We start from the raw sequence: 20,110 nt of genomic DNA on the forward strand, positions 1-20,110 counted from the left end.
GCCGCGCCGGACTGGGGGGAGGCGCACCGTGTGAACAGCTTCGTAACCCGTCCTGAAGGAACGCTGCACGCCGCGTGAGGAACAGACCGTCCCGGCGTGTGGACAGCCGTGCGGCCCGGATGCCAGAGGTCCGGGCCGCACGTTCGCACAGGGAGGGCCACGACAGGAGGGTCAGGCGGGCAGGTGCTGACCTTTCGGGCGGGTGTCGGGCACGTTGCGGACCAGCAGCACGCCCAGGATGAAGAACGCGGCGGCAATGCCGAACACCAGCGTGTACCCCAGGTTGTCGCCGCGCGCGTTCCCCCAGTCGAGCAGCGCGCCCTGCGGCCCACCGATGAACTGCGGGGCCACGAACGCCACGTGCCAGATGCCCATGTCACGCGCGAAACTGGTGTCGCTGGGCATGGCGTCGCTGCCCAGCGCCCAGTCCACGCTGGTGAACGCCCCGAAGCCCAGGCCGAACACCACGGCCAGCAGCAGCGCCGCGCCGAAGCCCGGCACGACCAGCAGCAGCAGCGCGGCGGCGGCCATGGTGGTACCCGCCACGTAGATGACAGGTTTGCGGCCCACCCGGTCACTGATGCGCCCGCCGATCAGCGCCGAGACGATGCTGGCCACGATGATGCACGCCAGCATGATCGAGTTGGAGGTCGCCGGGTCCTTCTGGTTCAGCACGTCGGCGTTGTAGTACTGCAAGAACGGCTGCACCGAGTACTGCCCCAGCGCGAACAGCACGCGCGTGATGAACACCCACAGGAACGGCTGGTACGCGAACAGCGTGCGCCAGGGTGCCGGCGTGTGACCGGCTGCGGGCGCGTGATCGTCCGGCACGCCACGCATGGTCACCAGCGCCGGGACGAGCAGGAACACGCCGATCAGCACGAACGACACCAGCGCCGGCAGGTGCAGGCTGCCCACCACGAAGGCACTCACGGCGCCCAGCAGTTGCCCGGCCGCCTGAAGCATGCCCATCACGCCGCTGTACCGGCCGCGCTGCTCGGGCGGCACGAGCTGCGGAATCAGGGCCGAGTACGGCGCGGTGGCGTAATTGTTCCCGAACTGCACCAGCACGAACCCCAGCACATACACCCAGAAGCCCGTCATGCCGCCGAGCAGGGTCACGGCGGCCGCCATGACCGCCAGTCCCGCGATGTTCACGCCCACGCCCAGGCGCAGGTACGGCACGCGCCGCCCCGTGCGGTCACTGTGCGCCCCGACCAGCGGCGGGATCACCAGGGCCATGACCGCGCCGATGGCGACCAGCGCCCCCGAGTACGTGCCTTTCAGGGAGGAACCCACGAACGATTCCACGTTGGCGGGCATCAGGACCAGCAGCAGCAGCAGCCAGTGGAACGCCGTGCCGAACCAGAACGCGGACAGCACCCACGGACTGACGCGCGGGGCGGTAAGAGATTGGGCAGTCATGATGCGGCGAGTATACGGGCGGCCGGGCGACGAACCGCGCCGGAATGACCACCCTGGAACGCCCGCCCGGCGTGCGGGTTGGAAAGAGGCGGCCCCCGGCCCTGGCCTGCGCGGGGCAGGGAAGACCGGGGGAAGACGGCGGCCCGGGGGAATGTCAGGGCCAACATCCGGAGCCCACCTGGGAACTGCCCACCTGGGACCTGCCTTCAGTTGGGCAGTGGGAGCAGGCGGCGCAGGTACGCCTCGCCGCGTGGCGTGAGCCGCAGCAGGTGCAGGGGAGGGGCGTCCTGATCGGCGTTGCGGCACATGCTTTTCAGGGCGCAGGGGCCGCACGCGCAGCCGTCCGTGGTCTGCGTGGCCTCCTGCACGTACCCGCCGCTTTGCAGGGTGCGCAGCATGCCGCTCAGGGCGGTCTCGCTGCTGCCCAGGTCGCGGGCCAGTTCGGCGGGCGTGCGCGGCTGCCCGGCAATGGCGTTCAGGATGCCTGCCAGTGGCGAGGCGCTCATGCGAACGCCGCCCCGGACGTACGCACCCGTGTCATACGGATTCCGTCTGTTTCGTTGACAACCCGGGACGGCACCGGGTTGCCAACTCCACGCCCGGAACCCGTTTCTCTCCTGCTCGCTCTGCTCGGACCCAGCGGCTTTGCAAGCCATTCAAGCGGAGTGCGTATCACAGGACCCTCGACGCGATCTGGTACACGATCAGGCCCACGATCCAGGCGGTGGCCAGCTGGTACGCGACCGTCACCCACGCGACGCGCCGCCCGTGCTCCTGCGCCATGGCCCCGACCGTGGCGATGCAGGGCGTGTACAGCAGCACGAACACCAGGTACGCCAGTCCGCTGGCGGGCGTGAACGCGCGGGCCAGTGCGGCGGCCAGCGGCGTCTGCGTGTCGGCGCTGGCATCGGCGCTCAGGCTGGGCAGCGCCAGCACGGTCGGCAGGGCCGACACGCTGGCCTTCACGGCGTCCCAGGCGGCGCCCAGCGTCTGCGTGATTCCGGCCACGAGGCCCAGCGGTGCGGGCGCGGCGGCCTGCTCACCCAGGTAGATCTGCCCCAGGGTGCCCACGACGACCTCCTTGGCAATGAAGCCCGGCACGAGCGCCCCGGTCGCCTGCCAGTTCCCGAAGCCCAGCGGCGCGAAGATGGGCGACACGGCCTGACTGACCACCCCGAACAGGCTCTCCTGGGGCGGCACGGTCGCGAACTTCTGGCCGCTCACGGCGGGCAGGGCCAGCAGCAGCCACACGACGGCCACGGTCCCCATGACGGTGGTGCGGGCGCGGCGCGCGAAACTCGCGGTGCGCCGCCACGCGTGCTTCCACAGCACCCGCCACGCCGGGAAGCGGTACGGCGGGAGTTCCAGCAGCACGCCGCCCCCCTCGGCCGGCAGGGACGTGCGGCGCAGCACCAGCGCGAACAGGAACGCCACGGCCATGCCCAGCACGTACAGTCCCCACACCAGCCAGCTGCCGGAACGTGGGAACAGCGCGGCGGCGAACACCACGTACACCGGCAGGCGCGCCGAGCAGCTCATGAACGGCAGGATCATGCTGACCAGTACCCGGTCACTGCGGCGTTCCAGGGTGCGGGTGGCGTACACGGCGGGCACGTTGCACCCGAAGCCCAGGATCAGCGGAATGAACGCCCGGCCGTCCAGGCCCACCGAACGCATGGCGCGGTCCATCAGGAAGGCGGCGCGGGCCATGTACCCGCTGTCCTCCAGGAAGCTCATGGCGAGGTACAGCACCAGCAGCGTCGGCAGGAAGCTCAGGACCGTGCCCACGCCCGGAATGATCGCCCCGGCCACCAGGTCACGCGCCAGCGGGAACCACGCCAGTCCCGCCGACGCCCACCCGCTCAGGATGTCCTGCATCGGCCCGCCGATCAGATCCACGAACGGCGAGGCCACGCTGAAGGTCAGGCGGAACACCAGCAGCACCAACCCCAGGAACAGCGGAATGCCCAGCAGCGGGTGCAGGGTCAGGCGGTCGAGCCGCTCGCTGAAGGTCCGGCGGGCCTGCGCCTGTGGCACGGCCACGCGTGCCAGATCGCCCGCGCGGGCGTACCGGGCCTCGGCAATCTCGATCAGGGGGTCCAGGCCACGGGCCTCCAGCGACGCGAGGTGCGCGTCGGCGGCCTCCAGCAGCGGCTGATGTCCGGTCGCGGCCAGTCGGCCCCGCACGCTCGGGTCGCCCTCCAGCAGCGCCAGCGCCAGGTAGCGGTGCGCGTGCGGCGGCAGGGTACTCAGGCCCGACATGCGGAACGTGAGGTCCTGCGCGGCCTCCTCGATGGCCGGCGGGTAGCGGACGGCCACACCCAGCGTCGCCCGGTCCAGCACGCCGCTCATCAGGTCCGCCGTGCCCACGCTGCGGCTGGCGACCGTCTCGATGACCGGCACGCCGAGCGCCCGCGACAGCGCCTGGGCGTCCACGGTCAGGCCCTTGTCGCGCGCCTCGTCCACCAGGTTCAGCGCGACCGCCACCGGCAGCCCGAAATCCATCAGTTGCAGCGTCAGGTACAGGTTGCGTTCCAGGTTCCCGGCGTCCAGCACGTTCATTACGGCATCCGGGGCCTCGTCCATCAGGGCGGTGCGGGCGATCAGTTCCTCGGGCGTATGCGGGCTCAGGGAGTACGCGCCGGGCAGGTCCAGCAGGTGCACGCTGCGCCCCGCGTGACTCAGGTGCGCCTCGCGTTTCTCGACCGTCACGCCCGACCAGTTCCCGACTTTCAGGCGCGTCCCGGCGACCGCGTTGATCAGCGTGGTCTTCCCGACGTTCGGGTTGCCGACCACGACCACGCGCGGCTCACGCGCGCCCTGAAGGCGGGCGACGGTGGCGGCGCAGGCGGCGGCGTCCGGTCGGCGCAGTCCCCCCAGGTCCGGCAGGGGAGGCGGGACCAGCGGGGCCGTCACAGGCGTACCCGGATGCCCCGGAGGTCCGCGAGGCGCAGCGCGAGGTCCGTGCCGTTCACGCGCAGCTCCAGCGGATCACCCATCGGCGCGCGGCGCACCACCGTCACGGGCGCGCCCCGCACGAACCCCAGTTCCAGCAGGCGGCGGCGCAGCGGGTGTCGGGGGTCGAGGGACACGACGTGCGCGGTGTCCCCTGGATTGAGTTGATCAAGGGTTCGTTCTTCCATCGGGTGCCTCCGACCCCATCGGGATCATTCCCGATCAGGATAGTCGGATTACAGCGGTTGACAAGGGTCCCCGGTCACGCAGCGCGGCAGGCTCTTCAGGGCGTTCCGGGCAGCGCGTCCCAGTACGCCTGGAGGTCCGGGGCCAGCGGCACCTCGGCCACCACCTGCGTCCCGGCCCACGGGAACGCCACGCGCGCCGCGTGCAGCGCCTGCCGCGCCAGCCCCAGCCGCGCCGTGAGTTCCGGCGTCTGCCCGGTCTCCATGAATTCCAGGAACACGTCCGGGTCACGGCCGTAGATCTTGTCCCCGACCATCGGCAGACCCAGGTGAGACAGGTGCGCGCGAATCTGGTGCAGGCGGCCACTGCGCGGGTACGCCTCGATCAGGGCGTGCCCGGCCCGGCGATCCACGACCCGGAAGTCCGTCACGGCCGGTTTCCCGTCCGGCACGACCGCCTGCCGCATGGCGATACGGTTCGCGCCGCCCAGGCCCAGGTCGCCCAGCGGGCCGTCCAGCGTGCGGCGCTCCCAGTCGGGCGTGCCGTGCACGAGCGCCAGGTACGTCTTGCCGACCAGATGCGTCTTGAACAGCGTGAAGAACCGCTGCGCGGCCTCCCGGTCACGCGTCAGGAGTTGCGCGCCGCTGGTTTCGCGGTCCAGCCGGTGCGGCGGCGCGAGGCTGGCCTCGCCGGTGGCGCGCTGCATGAACGTCAGCAGGTCCGGCACCTCCACCCGCGCGCGCACCGGGTGCGTGAGCCACAGCGCGGGCTTGTGCACCACGTAGAAATCCGGGTGTTCCAGGATCACGCGGGGCCGCTCGGTGGGCGGCAGGAGGGGCGCGGGTCGGTCCGGTCCAGTCGCGCTCACAGTTCCCACACGCTGGCGTAGTCCCGCCCGACCAGCCGCGCCGACAGGTCCACGCCCCGCGCGACCGTGCGCTCCAGCCGCGCCCGTAGCCACTCGCCCGGCACCTCCGGCGCGTGCCAGTGGGCGGACGTGGCGTACACGAAATGCGGATTTACCACGCAGCGGAAATCCACCATCAACCCGAACGCGAACGCCCCGTGACTCAGGTACCCGTGATCCAGCCCGCCCGACACCAGGAACGTCACGGGCTTATCGAACCACGCGCCGTGCAGGCCGCGCGCCGCGTCACTGCTGCCCGTCAGTTCCACCAGCGCCCTCGCGCCGGACCCCAGCCCCCAGTTGTACACGGGCACGCCCAGGAACACGCCGTCCGCCCCGGCAACCGCCGCGTGGTACAGCGCCGCGTGCGGGTGCTCGTAACAGCCGCCCGGCCCCTGAACGTTATCGAAGGGCGGCAGCGGCTGCGCGCGCAGATCCAGGAACGTGACCTCGTGCCCCTGCGCCCGCAACTGCGCGGCGGCCAGCGTGCACAGCCACGCGCTGCGGCTTTCCGGATCGAGACTGGTGGACAGGACCGTGAACTTCACGCCCCAGAGCGTAGTGCATGCCGCCGGACAGGTCAGCGGGCGGCGTCCTCCAGCTGCTTCAGGTGTTCGATGCGGGCGTCCGTGCCAGGGTGCGTGCCCAGCAGGTCCGGCACGCCGCCCGGCCCTCCGTCCTGGGCTTCCAGCCGCGCCAGGATGGCCTGAAGGGGCCGCGTGGTGCGGTAGCGTTCCAGCATGAAGCGGGCGGCCACCTCGTCGGACTGCGTCTCGGCGGCCCGCGAGTACCCGCCCTGCACCAGCGCGACCGGCACGGCCGCCGCGAAGGTCGTGGCGCTCACGATGTCCCCGGTCAGCGCCGTGACGATCAGCGACAGCCCCAGCGCCTGGTACACGCTGGCCAGCCCGTGCCGCTGCGTGACGTGCCCCGCCTCGTGCGCCAGCACCCCCACCAGTTCCCGGTCACTGCGGGCCAGCGCGACCAGCTGATCGGTCATGACGACCGTGCCGTTCGGCAGCGCGAACGCGTTCGCGCCCAGCCCACTGCTACCCGCAGGTTCACCGTCGCGCAGCAGCAGCCGGTACCCGTACGGGCCGCCCGCCCAGCCGCTCACGTCCCGCAACGCCGCCTGCAACTGCGCCTGCCGCGCCGCGCTCAGCTCACTCGGGCCGATCAGGTTCTGACCCTCCAGTACCTGCAGCGTTTCGCGGTCGAAGGTCGCCAGCACACCCACGGGCGTCACGGCCGCCGCCTGCCGCGCCAGCGCCGGCACGCCGAACGTCACGAAGGCCCACAGGACCGCGCCCGTCACGGCCACCGCGCCCAGCGCCGTGCCCCAGCTGCTCTCCAGCCTCCGCACGCCGCCCAGCAGGCGGTTTCGGCCGTGCCGCTGTTCCCAGGCGCGGATGGCCGCGTCGTCTGGCGTCTCGAAGCGGCTGCCGTCCGGGAAGCTCAGGCTGCGGCGCACGCCGGGCAGCGCCGCTTCCAGCGTCACCTGATCCGCGCGCCAGTGATGCTCAGCCTGCGCGCCCAGCCGCACGCGCACCTGATCGCCGTCCAGCAGCAGCGTCGCCGGGTGGTCGCGGCTGCTGCGGCCATCGAAGAACACGCCCTGTGCGGTCAGGCTGTCCGTCGCGGCCGGGTCGGGTCCTGTCAGGTCCGGCACGTCAGAACCCCAGCCCGATGTCCAGCAGTTCGGTGGCGGCCTCGCCCAGCGCCGACTCCGGGCCGCCCGCGCCGCCCGCGAAGTCATCCAGGGAAGCGATGGCCCGCACGCTCACACCCTCCAGCAGGTAGCGGTTGCGGCGGATGTCCGCCCAGGGGGTCGCCAGTCCCAGCGTCAGCAGTTGCGCTGCGCCGTTCGACACGGTGATCCACACCACCCGCCACGGATTGAAGGTCGCGCCCGCGCGGACCACGCCGCCCAGTTCCGTGTTGTTCAGCACGTACCGCATGGTCGCCGCCCGCACGTACTGCCACGCCACGCCGTTCAGCGCGATCAGGATCACGTACCCCACTGCAAGGAAGATGAAGAAGAACAATCCGGAACCCAGACTTTCCCAGTCCATGCTGTCCAGATCGAAGCCACTACCTGCCATCCACGCCACCAGCGCCACCACTGCCGGCACGGCCAGCAGCAGCCCCGCCCCGACCAGCAGGCCCACGCCCGTCAGCGCGATCAGGTACATGGGCGCCACGTCCCCCCGGAAGTTCCCGCGCGCCGAACCGTACGACAGGTTGTTCACCTGATACCGGCGCTGCATGAACCACGCCCAGGGCAGCGCCAGCCCCCCGCTGAGACTGGCCGCCACGTTCGCCGCGCCGTACGCCACGTACGCGCCTTTCACACTGCCGTCAAAGTGAAAGCGCAGCCCCCGGTGCGTGGTATTCACCGCCTGAAAACGCATGGACTGCGCCACCAGCCACGGGTACAGCAGCGCGAACGCCAGCGCGATCAACGCCGACAACCACCACCACCGCTCACTCTGCTGGCTCAGCGTGTACGCCCCGAACAGCGCCCCCACCACCACGTACGACCGCAGCAGCTTCAGCGGATTGGCCCGGTACTCGAAGTTATGGCCGTCCACCCAGGTATGCCCGTAGAAGTACTGCCGGTTACGCACCCGCGCCCACGGCAGGTAGATGCCCAGCGTCACCACCGACAGCGCCGCGTTCACGATCCACAGCCGGAAGTACTCCCCGGCCGACCCCGTAAACGACACCGGGTACGTCGTCACCTGTGGCGCGGCCCGTTCCGGCGCGGGCAGCCTCTCCGGCCCAGAGGGAAGGTCATGCCGCCCCGGAACGGCCGTCCCGGGTGCGGGCACGGTGGGTTCTGGCGCGCGTGGCAGGGCGGGATCGGTCATGCCCCCATGCTACGGGGCGGCCGCCCCCGTCGTTTCCTCAGGTGCGCGGCGCACGAGAAAGCAGCGGACGCCAGAGGCACCCGCTGCGAATCTGCCGCCGGTCTTACCAGCGGTTGTCGCGGGCGCCCATGCCGCCGCCCATCGGGGCGGGCGCGGCGTTGGTGACGACCACGTTCTTGGCCTGCGGGCCCTTGTTGCCCTGGCCGGCTTCCACTTCGAATTCGACCTCGTCGCCCTCGTTGAGCTTGCGGAAGCCGCCGCTCTGAATGGCGCTGTAGTGCACGAACACGTCGGGGTTGCCCGGGTGCTCGAGGAATCCGTAGCCTTTTTCCACGTTAAACCACTTCACTCGACCTTGAGCCATAACTCTCCTTGCATCCCGGAAATTCACTGCCTGGTATCCAATCCTCTGGACTGAACCCAACAGACTGGCATGAATTTTGAGACCCCCGGATTATCGCACGGCCTCTCAGAATGCGCACGCCAATCTGCCGCACCTGCCCAGGCATCCCCACCCGCCGGCGGCCGCAGAGGCCCGTGTGAGACGGCGCGCGGCGATTTTCTTGAATCCAGGTTCAATCAGCCGCTCCGGTCTCATGAGGGTCCTGCCCCGCCTGACCGGCCCAGGCCCCTGCCGCGCAGCGCGTGGCCGGCTGCGGCACCGCCGGAACGCCCGGACCTTCATGCTAGGCTGGCAGGCAGTTCAAGACCCACCGCGCGTGATCACAGGGAAGCGGCGTGCGTACCCGCGCGGCCCACACCCGGAGTCACGCCCGGACTTTCGGAGGAAAGGCATGCCGCGCTACGCCCTGGACGGGCACGTCCCACACATTCACCCCACCGCCTTCATCGCCCCCAGCGCCGACCTGATCGGGCAGGTGACCGTCAGCGAGCACGCCAGCGTGTGGTTCGGAGCCGTGCTGCGCGGCGACCTGGAAGCCATCACGGTCGGTCCCGCCTGCAACGTGCAGGACGGCGCGGTGCTGCACACGGACGCCGGTTGGCCCTGCATCCTGACCGATCACGTGACCGTCGGGCACCGCGCCATCGTGCACGGCGCCATCTGCGGTCCCGGCAGTCTGGTCGGCATGGGCGCCGTGATGCTCAGCGGCTCCAGCCTGGGGGCCGGGGCCGTGCTGGGGGCCGGGGCCGTGCTGCCCGAAGGCGTGCACGTGCCGGACGGCATGCTGGCCGTCGGCATTCCGGCGCGGGTGGTGCGTCCCGCCGCCAGTGGCGGCAACGCCACCAGGTACGTGCAGAACGGCGCGCGTTTCCGCGAGGGCCTGACCCTGCTGGACGGCGACCTGCAGGCCTCCGCCGACCCTGCGCAGGACACCCTGGCCCGCGTGGACGGCCTGTGACCTCACGCCGCGCGGCGCTGCGCGTGGTCGCCGGAACCGGCCCGGCCACGCCGCGCGGCCCGCACGGCCACGTCAGAGGGGCCGCCGTATGAAGGAACGCCGCCCGCGCACGCCCCGCCCCCCGGACTCGCCGGAAGCCCGCGAGGCCGCCGCCATCGCCCGCGTGGCCCGCGCTGCCCGCGCGGCCGCCAGGGCCGACGCCCGGAAAGCCGACCTGAAACAGGCCCAGCAGCGCGACGGGACAGACCCAGCCGCGCCCAGCGCAGCCACACCTGCCGCAACCACGCAGACTGACCACGCGGGCGCGAATCTCACTGGCACGGCTGACCTCGGTGCCGCAGCGCTTGGTCCCGCAGCGGCCGGCGCTGCGCGGCTGGAGCCGGCGCCGCCGGACGCTGCGTTGCTGGACAGCCCGCAGCCCGACATTGCCGACTCCGACACCCTAAAACCTGACCCTCTGGAACCGAATGCCCTGGAATCTGGCGCCGCGCCGGACCCGTCGCTCTCCCCGTTCGCTGACCGGCCTTCCGCCTTCCGACCTGACCCTGCGGTGGATTCCATGACTGAACTTGACGGCCACGCGGCGGGCGACCCGCTGCCCGCTGCCCCGGCGGACGACGCGCACGGTAGTGAACCGGGCGACCTGATTCCGGAACTGACGCCCATGTTTCCTGGCGCGGCCCCGTTCCTGGCGCGGTTCCTGCCTCACTCGGAACCCAGTCACACGGGCCTCACGCATCACTTCTGCGACCTGCACGCCTTCCTGAAGTACCTGCACGGGGGAGGCTGGTACGGGTACCTGCACGCCGCGCTGGGCGAGCAGAGTGCCTTCGTGCTGCTGTTCGAGGGCCGCGCCGTGACGGCCGCCGCCGCCAGCAGCACGGGCGAGCAGGCGCTGGGCGAACTGCTGAACCTGTACGAGCAGGGCGCGTCGCTCAGCGCGCACCCGCTGCCCGCAGACCTGACGCACGTACTGAGCGGCATCGGCTCGCGCGCCTGGAAGTTCAACCTGACCGAGGACTTCACGGGCCTGCACGCCCGACCGACCGGCGCGATCTACTACCTGCGCGGGCAGATCATGGCGACCCTGCCCGCCACCCTGCCGTACGAGGGAGCGTTCCCCGCGCCGCTACGCCCGCAGACGCTGATCCTGCCGCGCAGTCTGGCCGGGTGGGCGCACCACCAGTACGCCATGACGCTGCGCGGCCGGGACGCCACGAACGCCATCACGGGCCTGCACCAGACGTTCCGTGCCCGGCACGGTGCGCCCGGACTGGCCTTCCTGCGCGCCCTGAGCGAGTCCCTGTCGCCCGCCGAGTACGCCCTGCGCTCGGACGTGGCCCTGCACGACCTGGAATCGATGGTGCAGGACTTCGTCAAGAGCGGGTACGTCCGCGAGGTCTGATACGGACTCCGATTGAATGGCTTGCAAAGCCGCTGGATCCGAGCGGACGTGATGAGCAGCAGGACGGACGGAGGCCGTATGAAAGCGGCGTTCCGTTGATGGATGAACATGCCTCCATCCACTGCACTTCAGACTGCTGTGAACTCCTGTGGACGCTGTCCGGCGCGGGCGGTCAGTCGAGGTAGCCTTCGCTGAGCACCCACAGGCGGAAGGCCGCGCCGTCGTCCTGCGCCTGCGGGGCGGGCGTGGTTTCGCGTGAGTTGCTGAAGTAACGCCCCGTAACGCCGATGGGGTCGGCGGCGAGGTGAATGCTGGTCTGCGCGCCCTGTTCGGGCGTGATGGCGAACAGGTCCACGACGCGGTACAGCTGACTGACGAGGCCGCCGTTGTTGTGCGCGAAGCCGGTGGCGACCATGCCCGGGTGCAGGCTGTTGCTCTGGATGCCGCTCTCACGGCGGGCGAGTTCGCGGGCGAACAGGATGTTGGCGAGTTTACTCTGCGAGTACGCGGCCCACCCGCCGTACCCGCGCCGGAATTCCGGGTCGTCGAAGCGGATGCGGCCCATGGCGTGCGCGGCCGAGGCGACCGTCACGACGCGCGGCGCGGCGCTCTGGCGCAGCAGGGGCAGCAGTTCGTGGGTCAGCACGAACGGCGCGAGGTGGTTCAGGGCCCAGGTCTGTTCGGTTCCCTCGCTGGTTTCCTGCCGGCGGGTGTTGAACGCCCCGGCGTTGTTGACCAGCACGTCCAGTTGCCCAAAACGTTCAGTGTACTCGTGGGCGGCGCGGCGCACCTGGGCCAGTTCGCTCAGGTCGGCCAGCAGGGTGGCGGCGGCTCCGGTCTGGCGGGCGGCCTCCTCGGTCTTGCTGGGGTTGCGGCCCATGATGGTCACGTGTGCGCCGCGCGCGGCGAGTTCGCGGGCGGTGATCAGGCCGATGCCGCCCGTCGCGCCGGTGATCAGCACGCGCTGTCCGTGCAGGGGGGCGGTGGGGGTGGGGGTGCTGGAAGTCATGCCTCACAGCATAGAAGCCGGGCGCGCGCCGGGGCTGAAGCATAAAGGACAATCGCGTGCCCGGCGGCCCGGGAAGGGACCGGTCAGCAGGGGGAGCGCAAAAAGTGAGGCTGATACCTTGAGCGGATCAGCCTCCTTGCGCTGCGGACTTCACTCGGCCCGCCTTCTGAATTGTTGTGCGCTGATAAGGGTAGTGTAGGCGGCGGCGTTCACAGAAATGTCACGTGCAGATGAAGGCGCGCTAAGGCCAAGGAATGCTCAATACTCCCCTGCGCGTAGCCCTGGGGTGGTGCAGGCATTGGTTCTGGCCGTGCTTTTACAGCGCTGGTGGGGTCTCGGCGGCGCTGAAGGCCTGCACCCCGGCGTTCAGCAGTCGGTCGAGGGTCGCGGCGAACTGACCGTTCTGGGCGCTGTCCAGGTTGCCGCTGACGGCGTGCGAGGCGGCGCTGTGAATCAGCAGGGTCACGCAGGTCAGCAGGTACGGGATGCGGGGGCCGCTGCCGGGCAGGTGGGCCTGCAGGCGGCCTTCGAGGTCCGCGAAGACCTGCTGGCGCCGGTGCGTGAAGGCGGGTCCGCTGCCGCTCTGGAGCAGAGTCAGCAGCGAGCGTTCCTGTACGAGATGCATGTAGATGGCCGCGAAGGGGCGGTCGCGCTGGCCGCTGTGGATTTCGGCCAGCAGCGGGGCGAGGCGGATTTCGAATTCTCCGAGGCGCAGGCCGAGCAGTTCGGCGAGGATGTCGGTGGTGGACGTGAAGTACGAGTAGATGGTAGGTCTGGAGACGCCGACGTGCCGGGCCACGTCGCCCATGTTCACGGCTTCGAAGCCGTGGGTGGTGAACAGGTGCTCGCTGCCGTCGAGAATCTGCTGCCGCCGGTCGGCGGAGGGCAGGCGGCGGCGGCCTCCGGTGGGGGGGGAGAGGGACATGCTAATCAGTCTACACCACTACTGACATATTGTCACTTGACATATTGTCGGCAATCATTCATGCTGTGACCCATCTGACAGAGTGTCACGTACCCTGTTCACTTTCGAGGCGACCATGAACGACGCACCCCCCACACCCGCCCGCCCCACCCTGAAAGAATCGTACCGCCGCCTGACCCCGGCCGAACATAGCCTGTGGCGCCACCCGATCATGTGGGCCGCCGGGGCCGCCTTCCTGTTCGTGCCCATGGTCTACGCCGGCGTGTACCTCATGAGTGTCTGGGACCCCAGCGGTAACCTCCCGGACCTGCCCGCCGCCCTGGTCAACCTGGACACCGGCACCGTTTCACGCGGCAAGAACGTCAACGCCGGGCACGACCTGGCCGTGGAACTCCAGAAAGACCCCCCCGTGAACTTCATGCGCTACCCCACCCAGGCCGCCGCCGAGCAGGCCGTGCGCCGGGGCGAGGTCTACTTCGCGCTGACCATCCCCGCCGACTTCAGCCGCAAGGCCATCAGCGGCGACAGCAGCCAGCACGGCCTGCTCCAGCTGTACCGCGCCCCCGGCATGAACTACTACGCCAGCACCGTCGCCGACCGCGTCACCAGCGCCATCGCCGAGGACCTGAACGCCACGCTCGGCCAGAACCGCTGGGAAGTCGTGCAGACCAGCCTCAAAGACGTGCAGCAGGGCTTTTCTGATATTCACGATGCCACCGTGAAACTCGCGAACGGCGCGCAGGACCTGCTGGACGGCACCGAGAAACTCCAGGACGGCGCCGGCAAACTCGCTACCGGCGCCGGCACCCTGGCCGCCGGCGCAGACAAGCTCGCCGGCGGCGCCAGCAGCCTCAGCGGCGGCGTCAGCAGCCTCACGGGCGGCGTCACGAAACTGGGCGGCGGCCTGAAACAACTCGAAGCCGCCGCGCCCGGCGAGCAACAACTCGCGCCCCTGCGCAACGGCAGCGCCAGACTCGCCAGCAGCGCCGACCAGCTGTCCGGTGGCCTGAACAAACTTGCGGACGGCAGCGACCAGTTGGCCGCCGGAGCGAAGAAACTCGGCGGCGGCGCCACGCAGGTGAACACCGGCACCGGACAGCTCGCCGCGCAACTCCCGGCCCTCGCCAGTGGCCTGGGCGACCTGAACACCGGCGCCCGGCAACTGGCCGCCGGCGCCGGAAAACTGAACGCCGGCGTCACAGACGGCCTGAAACCCGTCGCCGACGGCGCCGCCCAGCTCAGCAAGGGCGCCGCCAGCCTGAACGCCGGGCTCGGCAAGGCCCAGACCGGCGCGAAACAGGCCGCCGATGGCGCCACGCAACTCTCGGCCGGCCTGACCCGCCTGGACAGCGGCCTCGGCACCCTGCAAAAAGGCGCGCAGAGCCTCGCGGGCGGCAGCAACACACTGGCCACCAGCCTGAAAGGCACGCCCGCCGCCACCGGCGCGCAGAACGTGCAGACCGGCGCGGCACAACTGAACGCCGGACTGCAACAATCCCAGGCGGCCGCCAGCTCCGCAAGCCGGGGCGCACAGACCCTCGCCACGCAACTCCCGGCCCTGAGCGGCGGCCTGACCGACCTGAAAACCGGCGCCGCCCAGTTGCAGACCGGCGCCGATCAACTGAACGCCGGCGTCAGCAGCGGCCTGAAACCCCTCCAGACCGGAGCGGCCGACCTGCAAAGCGGCGCGAACCGACTCGCCAGCGGCGCCGCCAGCGCCCAGACCGGCGCGCAGAAAGCCGCCGCCGGAGCGAAAGAACTCGCCGCCGGCACCGCCCAGGTGCAGACCGGCGCGCAGCAACTGAACACCGGCGCCGCTGCCCTGGCCGCCAACACCCGCAAAGCCGCCACCGGCGCCGCCCAGCTGGCCGCCGGAGCCCGCGACCTGCAAGGCGGCGTGACCACCCTGGCCGACGGGAACATCAAGATCAAGAACGCCCTGGGCGACATTAACGCCCAGCTGCCCGCCCAGAAGGACCTGAACACCCTGAACACCGGCGGGAAATCCCTGGCCATCAACAGCGCCAGACTCGCCACCGGAGCGGCCACGCTCGCCAGCGGCGCCGCCGACCTGCAAGGCGGCACCGGCGACCTGCGCAGCGGCGCCCTGAAACTCCGCAACGGCCTGACCGAACTGCGCGACAGGGTCCCCACCGACACCGAAGAACTCGGCGGCGACCCCACCGGCCTCGCCCAGAGCGTCACCGTGCAGACCCGCGCCACCGCCGACGTCCCCAACAACGGGAGCGCCTTCGCCCCGTACTTCATTGCCCTGGCCCTGTGGGTCGGCGCGACCCTGACCACCTTCATCTTCCCGTTCCTGCTGATCCCCGACAGTGGCCGCACCGCCACCCAGAGCGCCCGCGTCCTGCGCAAACTCACGCACCCCCTGGCCATCGTCATCGGGCAGGCCCTGATCGTCGTGACCGGCGTGCACCTCATGAACGTGCCCTTCCTGAACCCCGCGCAGGTCGTCCTGACCGCCGTGGCCGGCAGCGTCACCTTCATGACCGTGATCCTCGCCCTGAACCTGCTGTTCGGCCCGGCCGGGCGCGTCCTGGCGCTGATCCTGCTGATCGTGCAACTCGCGGCCAGCGGCGGCAGCTACCCCATCGAACTCTCCAGCCCCTTCTTCCGCCTGATCCACACCGTCATTCCCGTCACCGACGTCATCAACGCCCTGCGCAGCGCCATGTTCGGCGCGTACGAAGGCCAGTACTGGACCTTCATGGGCCGCATGGGCGTGGTCGCCGCCGTCGCCCTGGCCGCCGCGCTCCTCAGCCGCCGCCGCTGGGTGTACACCCCGGACAGCAACTTCCGCTCACCCATCATCACCGACGTCGGCTAAGCCACCCCGTACCACCGCCGCGCCACGCCCGCCACCGGGCCCCGGGCGCGGCGCACCCGTTTCAGCGTGGCGGCCGCCCACTCTCAAGGGCCGCCCGGTACGACCCCACCGACTCGCCCGGACACGACAGCGGATGCACCTGCACCAGCCGCCGCCACGATTCGACCCGCTGGTCGTCCAGTAGCACCTGCGGCTTGGGCAGGAATGCCATAAACACGCTCTCCAGCCCCACCTCACGCGCACTGTCCCGCGCGTAGGCGGCCCCACCGGAACTCCAGCAGTACAGCTCCGCGCCCTGCGCCGCCAGTTCCCGCACATGCGCAATGGCGCCTGGGATGGGCACCCGCGACCGCCCCACATTCCGAACCAGCGTCTCATCCACATCCACGTACACCACGAGCGGGGGAGGGGTCATCAGATCACCTCGCGGAATGCCACGCTCTGGCTGCGGTTCTGCAACTCGCTGCGCAGGTATTGCAGGCGGGGGTGTTCCAGCCTGGGGTCGTGGGCCAGGATGTGTTTCGCCAGTTCGCGGGCCTGCTCGATGATCTGCGTGTCGTTGGCGAGGTCCGCGAGGCGCAGGTCCGGGATGCCGCTCTGGCGGGTGCCTCTGATCTCGCCGGGGCCGCGCAGTTTCAGGTCGGCTTCCGCGATGACGAAGCCGTCGGTGCTGCCTTCGATGATCTTGAGGCGCTGGCGGGTCTTCTTGCTGTGTTCCCCGGCGATCAGCACGCAGTAGGACTTGGCGCTGCCCCGGCCGACGCGGCCGCGTAGCTGGTGCAGCTGGGCGAGGCCGAAGCGTTCGGCGTTCTCGATGACCATCACAGAGGCGTTGGGAACGTCCACGCCGACCTCGATGACGGTGGTGGAGACGAGCAGGTCGAATTCGTGCGCGCGGAAGCGGTCCATCACATGGTCCTTCTCGGCGGCGCTCATCTTGCCGTGCAGCAGGTCGATGCGCGCTTCCGGGAGGATGGTTTTCAGGTCGTCGGCGAGTTGCGTGGCGGCCAGCAGTTCCAGGGTGTCGCTTTCCTCGATGAGAGCGGTGACGACGAACGCCTGCCTCCCTTCGCGCACCTGTCCCATGACGAACCCGTAGGCCTGCTGGCGGGCAGTGTCCTGAATCAGTTTCGTTTCGATGGGCGTGCGGCCGGGGGGGAGTTCGTCGATCACCGAGAGTTCCAGGTCGCCGTACGCGGTCAGTGCCAGCGAGCGGGGGATGGGCGTGGCGCTCATGACGAGCACGTCGGGACGGCCGGTCAGGAGGCGGCGGCGCTGCTGCACGCCGAAGCGGTGCTCCTCGTCCACGACTGCCAGCCCGAGGTTGTCGAAGCGTACGTTCTCCTGAATGAGGGCCTGGGTGCCCACGACGACGTCCACGTCGCCCTCGGCAATGCGGGTCTGCATCTCCAGTTTCACCTTGGGGGTCATCGCGCCGATCAGCAGGCCCACGCGCACGTCCAGTTTGCCCAGGTACCCGACGAGGTTCGCGTAGTGCTGCCGGGCGAGAATCTCGGTGGGGGCCATCAGCGCGCCCTGGTAGCCGTCGCGCACGGCGAGGTACAGCGCGCAGGCGGCCACAGCCGTTTTCCCACTGCCCACGTCGCCCTGCACGAGGCGGGCCATCTGGCGGTCGCTGCGCATGTCGTCCGTGATTTCCAGCAGCACGCGCCGCTGGGCGTTCGTGAAGCGGAACGGCAGCGCGCCCTCGAAGGTGTGGATGTCCTCGCTTTTCGCGCCGAAGCGTTTGCCTTCCAGCACGGCGTCCTCACCCTGAAGCAGCATGCGCAGTTCCAGGAACAGGTACTCGTCGAAGCGCAGGCGGTGGTTCGCGCGGGCCAGTTGCGCCTCGTCGGCCGGGTAGTGCATGCCCCACAGGGCGTCCGCCAGGTCGGTCAGGGCGTACTTCTGCCGCCAGTGCGCGGGCAGGTAATCGTCCAGCGGCGCGGCCAGCAGGGCGCGGTGCGCGGCGCGGCGCAGGAATTCCTGCGAGACGCCGTCCTTGCTGTCGTACACGCCCACGATCCGCCCGGTACTCAGGGAGTCCTGCGCGCCGTCCACGGTTTCCAGGTGCTCGACGCCCAGTTGCACGCTGCGCCCGAAGCGTTTCACGCGGCCCGTCAGGACCAGCCTCGCGCCCTCCCGTAGCTGCTTTTCCACCCACGGCTGGTTGAACCACGTGGCCTTCACCCGCCCGCCCGACGGGGTTTCCAGGGTCACGTCCAGAATCTGCATGCCGGGTTTCGGGCTGCGGCGCGACTTGGCGACCACCCGGCCCTCCACCGTGACCTTCTGCCCGTCCTCGACTTCGGACAGGTCCGGCAGGGCGCGGCGGTCCTCATGGCGGTGCGGGTAGGCGTGCAGCACGTCCCGCACGGTGTGCAGGCCCAGGGATTGCAGTTTGCGCACCCCGCCGGGGCCGGTGTCCAATCGGGCAATTTCGGCGTCCAGCGGGAGGCGCTCGCCGGGCGCGGCGGTCGGGGGGGCCGTGCGAGTCGCGGCGCGCGGCGCAGCGGGTTTCGGGGCGTCCGGGTCGGCCAGCAGCGCCAGCGCCCCCCGCAGAGCCGCCTCACGCTCCGGGCCGTCCAGCTCCGCGTACCCACGCAGCGCCTCGCGCACCTTCGGGAAGGGGTTCCCCAGCGGCGAGGCCAGCAGCCGCTCCACGCCGCCCGCCACCACGCGGTTCTGACAGCCGCCCGCCAGTTCGGCGTTCAGGGGCCGCCGCAATTTCTCCCGCAGTTCCGCCACAGTCGCCATGCGCGCTCAGGCTAGCAGAGCGCGCGCGGCGGTGTCCGTGAGGGGGACGTTATTCCAGACTGACGGGCTTGGCGGTGTGGGTCTCATCCTGAGCGGCCGGCACGGCGCGCAGCAGGAGGCTGAGGCCGAGGGCCACGGTGACCAGCGTGAGGGCCAGGATGTACGCGCGGCGCAGTCCCTCGGCCAGCTGGAACCCGCCGCTTTCGATGGCGGCCGGGCCGATCAGCAGGGCCATCAGGGCCACGCCGAGTGCGCCGCCCATCTGCCGGGCAAACAGGACGCCGCTGGTGACGGCGCCGAGGTCCTCACGCGGGCTGCTTTCCTGCGCGGCGAGCAGCAGGCTGAGCATGGCCAGGCCCATGCCGGTGCCGACCGCGAAGCCCAGGACGCTGGTGACCCAGAGCGGCGCGTGCACGGCGAAGATCAGCGCGGCGAACATGAGGACCAGCACGGCGAATCCGGTCTGCGCGATGCGGGCCAGCGGTACGGTCTTGACCAGTCTGGCGGTGAGGATGGCGGTCAGGGTCCAGCCGACCAGCATGGGGGTCAGGATCGCCCCGGCGGAGGTCGCGCCGCCCCCGCTGACGCCCTGCGCGTACAGCGGCAGGTACGCGATCACGCCGAAGTACGCCGCGCCGCCCAGCAGGTTCCCGGCGAACGCGATGCGCGGCAGCCGCTGGCGCAGGGCACGCATGGGCAGCAGCGGTTCCGGGTGCCGGCGCTCGACCAGCACGGCTGCCAGCAGGGTCAGCAGGCCGCCCCCCACCATGAGCCACTGCCGCTGCTCCAGGCCCCAGACGAGCAGGCCGCTGCCGGCCGTGAACAGCAGCGCGCCGGGCCAGTCGAGCCGCGCGGGGCGGGGCCGCCCGGTTTCCGGCAGGAAGCGCAGGGCCAGCAGCAGGGCGGCCACACCGAACGGGAGGCTGGCGTAGAAGGTCCAGCGCCACGACAGGCTCTCGGTCAGCCAGCCGCCCAGCAGTGGCCCCAGCAGACCGGAGATGCCCCACACGCCCGAGATGAACGACTGGACCCGCGTGCGTTCGGCCAGGGTGTACAGTTCGCCGATCATGGTCAGCGTGAGGGGCAGCAGGGCGCCCGCGCCGAGTCCCTGCACGGCCCGCGCCAGGATCAGGGCGGTCATGGAGGAGCTCAGGCCGCACAGTGCCGACCCGATCAGGAAAATGGCGACGCCCCACAGGTACAGGCGGCGCCGCCCAACGATGTCGCTCGCGCGGCCCCACAGGGGGCTGGAGACCGTGCTGGTCAGCAGGTACACCGCGAACGGCAGGGCGTACAGGCGTTCGCCGCCCAGGTCCGCGATGACGCTGGGCATGGCGGTGGCGACCACGCTGGCCTCCAGCGCGGCGAGGAACACGCCAACGACCAGTCCCACCGTGGCGAGCTGCCGGACCTGCGGGGAGATGGTGGGGGCCGGGGCTGGGGTGGGGGGAGCGCTCACCTG

The 20,110-nt window shown here is 70.6% G+C and carries 17 protein-coding genes; 3 read left to right on the forward strand and 14 right to left on the reverse strand.

Features of this window, described 5'->3' with window-relative positions:
* Positions 1-171: 171 nt before the first annotated feature.
* From M8445_RS12340 to M8445_RS12380, 9 genes are all read right to left on the reverse strand, one after another.
* Positions 172-1,425, reverse strand: coding sequence for an MFS transporter (locus M8445_RS12340; RefSeq protein ID WP_273988066.1), 1,254 nt, complete (start codon positions 1,423-1,425; stop codon positions 172-174).
* A gap of 206 nt (positions 1,426-1,631) precedes the next feature.
* Positions 1,632-1,931: a helix-turn-helix domain-containing protein gene (locus M8445_RS12345; protein ID WP_273988068.1), complete on the reverse strand. Its 300-nt coding sequence runs from the start codon at positions 1,929-1,931 to the stop codon at positions 1,632-1,634.
* A 166-nt stretch (positions 1,932-2,097) separates the two neighbouring features.
* The gene (gene feoB, locus M8445_RS12350; RefSeq protein ID WP_273988070.1) at positions 2,098-4,341 is read right to left on the reverse strand and encodes a ferrous iron transport protein B; all 2,244 of its coding nucleotides are present in this window, start codon (positions 4,339-4,341) and stop codon (positions 2,098-2,100) included.
* The gene (locus M8445_RS12355) at positions 4,338-4,568 is read right to left on the reverse strand and encodes a FeoA family protein (RefSeq protein ID WP_273988072.1); all 231 of its coding nucleotides are present in this window, start codon (positions 4,566-4,568) and stop codon (positions 4,338-4,340) included. Before M8445_RS12355 ends, feoB begins: the two co-directional genes overlap by 4 nt.
* A gap of 95 nt (positions 4,569-4,663) precedes the next feature.
* A complete protein-coding gene (locus tag M8445_RS12360; RefSeq protein ID WP_273988074.1) occupies positions 4,664-5,434 on the reverse strand; it encodes an RluA family pseudouridine synthase in 771 nt (256 codons plus the stop codon).
* Positions 5,431-6,021 (reverse strand): NADPH-dependent FMN reductase, encoded by a 591-nt coding sequence (locus M8445_RS12365; RefSeq protein ID WP_273988075.1) that lies wholly within the window; start codon positions 6,019-6,021, stop codon positions 5,431-5,433. Before M8445_RS12365 ends, M8445_RS12360 begins: the two co-directional genes overlap by 4 nt.
* A 32-nt stretch (positions 6,022-6,053) precedes the next feature.
* On the reverse strand, positions 6,054-7,142 hold the full coding sequence (locus M8445_RS12370; RefSeq protein WP_273988077.1) for a M48 family metallopeptidase: 1,089 nt from the start codon (positions 7,140-7,142) through the stop codon (positions 6,054-6,056).
* Between the two features lies 1 nt (position 7,143).
* Positions 7,144-8,343, reverse strand: a complete 1,200-nt coding sequence (locus M8445_RS12375) for a YjgN family protein (RefSeq protein ID WP_273988078.1) — start codon at positions 8,341-8,343, stop codon at positions 7,144-7,146.
* A 103-nt stretch (positions 8,344-8,446) separates the two neighbouring features.
* Positions 8,447-8,707: a cold-shock protein gene (locus M8445_RS12380; RefSeq protein WP_273988079.1), complete on the reverse strand. Its 261-nt coding sequence runs from the start codon at positions 8,705-8,707 to the stop codon at positions 8,447-8,449.
* Between the two features lie 430 nt (positions 8,708-9,137).
* Between M8445_RS12380 and M8445_RS12385 the strand changes: the two genes are divergently transcribed.
* Both M8445_RS12385 and M8445_RS12390 read left to right on the forward strand, forming a co-directional pair.
* Positions 9,138-9,704 carry a gamma carbonic anhydrase family protein gene (locus M8445_RS12385; RefSeq protein ID WP_273988081.1) on the forward strand — a complete coding sequence of 189 codons (567 nt, stop codon included), beginning with the start codon at positions 9,138-9,140 and terminating at the stop codon, positions 9,702-9,704.
* 559 nt (positions 9,705-10,263) lie between these two features.
* Positions 10,264-11,109, forward strand: coding sequence for a hypothetical protein (locus M8445_RS12390; RefSeq protein ID WP_273988082.1), 846 nt, complete (start codon positions 10,264-10,266; stop codon positions 11,107-11,109).
* Positions 11,110-11,281: 172 nt separating this feature from the next.
* Here the strand turns inward: M8445_RS12390 and M8445_RS12395 are convergent, their stop codons facing one another.
* Both M8445_RS12395 and M8445_RS12400 read right to left on the reverse strand, forming a co-directional pair.
* On the reverse strand, positions 11,282-12,118 hold the full coding sequence (locus tag M8445_RS12395; RefSeq protein ID WP_273988083.1) for an SDR family oxidoreductase: 837 nt from the start codon (positions 12,116-12,118) through the stop codon (positions 11,282-11,284).
* A 316-nt stretch (positions 12,119-12,434) separates the two neighbouring features.
* Complete coding sequence (locus M8445_RS12400) at positions 12,435-13,043, reverse strand: TetR/AcrR family transcriptional regulator (RefSeq protein ID WP_273988085.1); 609 nt, start codon at positions 13,041-13,043, stop codon at positions 12,435-12,437.
* A 115-nt stretch (positions 13,044-13,158) separates the two neighbouring features.
* Here M8445_RS12400 and M8445_RS12405 point away from each other — a divergent pair, with 115 nt between their 5' ends.
* A complete protein-coding gene (locus tag M8445_RS12405; protein WP_273988087.1) occupies positions 13,159-15,891 on the forward strand; it encodes a YhgE/Pip domain-containing protein in 2,733 nt (910 codons plus the stop codon).
* Positions 15,892-15,952: 61 nt separating this feature from the next.
* On the opposite strand, the gene M8445_RS12410 is transcribed toward M8445_RS12405, so the two are convergent.
* The 3 genes from M8445_RS12410 to M8445_RS12420 are packed head-to-tail and all read right to left on the reverse strand — an operon-like array spanning position 15,953 to position 20,107.
* Entirely contained in the window at positions 15,953-16,306 is a 354-nt protein-coding gene (locus M8445_RS12410; RefSeq protein ID WP_273988088.1) for a DUF705 domain-containing protein, read from the reverse strand.
* Positions 16,306-18,648: an ATP-dependent DNA helicase RecG gene (gene recG / locus M8445_RS12415; RefSeq protein WP_273988090.1), complete on the reverse strand. Its 2,343-nt coding sequence runs from the start codon at positions 18,646-18,648 to the stop codon at positions 16,306-16,308. The genes M8445_RS12410 and recG overlap by 1 nt, the downstream gene beginning before the upstream one ends.
* Before the next feature lie 49 nt (positions 18,649-18,697).
* A complete protein-coding gene (locus M8445_RS12420; protein WP_273988092.1) occupies positions 18,698-20,107 on the reverse strand; it encodes an MFS transporter in 1,410 nt (469 codons plus the stop codon).
* Positions 20,108-20,110: the final 3 nt, after the last annotated feature.

This window comes from Deinococcus aquaticus (assembly GCF_028622095.1).
GTDB lineage: Bacteria > Deinococcota > Deinococci > Deinococcales > Deinococcaceae > Deinococcus > Deinococcus aquaticus.

Excerpts from the sequence above, each read along its gene's own strand:
- M8445_RS12340 (WP_273988066.1), bottom strand. The coding sequence starts at position 1,425 with ATGACTGCCCAATCTCTTACCGCCCCGCGCGTCAGTCCGTGGGTGCTG.
- M8445_RS12345 (WP_273988068.1), bottom strand. The coding sequence starts at position 1,931 with ATGAGCGCCTCGCCACTGGCAGGCATCCTGAACGCCATTGCCGGGCAG.
- M8445_RS12355 (WP_273988072.1), bottom strand. The coding sequence starts at position 4,568 with ATGGAAGAACGAACCCTTGATCAACTCAATCCAGGGGACACCGCGCAC.
- M8445_RS12375 (WP_273988078.1), bottom strand. The coding sequence starts at position 8,343 with ATGACCGATCCCGCCCTGCCACGCGCGCCAGAACCCACCGTGCCCGCA.
- M8445_RS12380 (WP_273988079.1), bottom strand. The coding sequence starts at position 8,707 with ATGGCTCAAGGTCGAGTGAAGTGGTTTAACGTGGAAAAAGGCTACGGA.
- M8445_RS12385 (WP_273988081.1), top strand. The coding sequence starts at position 9,138 with ATGCCGCGCTACGCCCTGGACGGGCACGTCCCACACATTCACCCCACC.
- M8445_RS12390 (WP_273988082.1), top strand. The coding sequence starts at position 10,264 with ATGACTGAACTTGACGGCCACGCGGCGGGCGACCCGCTGCCCGCTGCC.
- M8445_RS12395 (WP_273988083.1), bottom strand. The coding sequence starts at position 12,118 with ATGACTTCCAGCACCCCCACCCCCACCGCCCCCCTGCACGGACAGCGC.
- M8445_RS12400 (WP_273988085.1), bottom strand. The coding sequence starts at position 13,043 with ATGTCCCTCTCCCCCCCCACCGGAGGCCGCCGCCGCCTGCCCTCCGCC.
- M8445_RS12405 (WP_273988087.1), top strand. The coding sequence starts at position 13,159 with ATGAACGACGCACCCCCCACACCCGCCCGCCCCACCCTGAAAGAATCG.
- M8445_RS12410 (WP_273988088.1), bottom strand. The coding sequence starts at position 16,306 with ATGACCCCTCCCCCGCTCGTGGTGTACGTGGATGTGGATGAGACGCTG.
- recG (WP_273988090.1), bottom strand. The coding sequence starts at position 18,648 with ATGGCGACTGTGGCGGAACTGCGGGAGAAATTGCGGCGGCCCCTGAAC.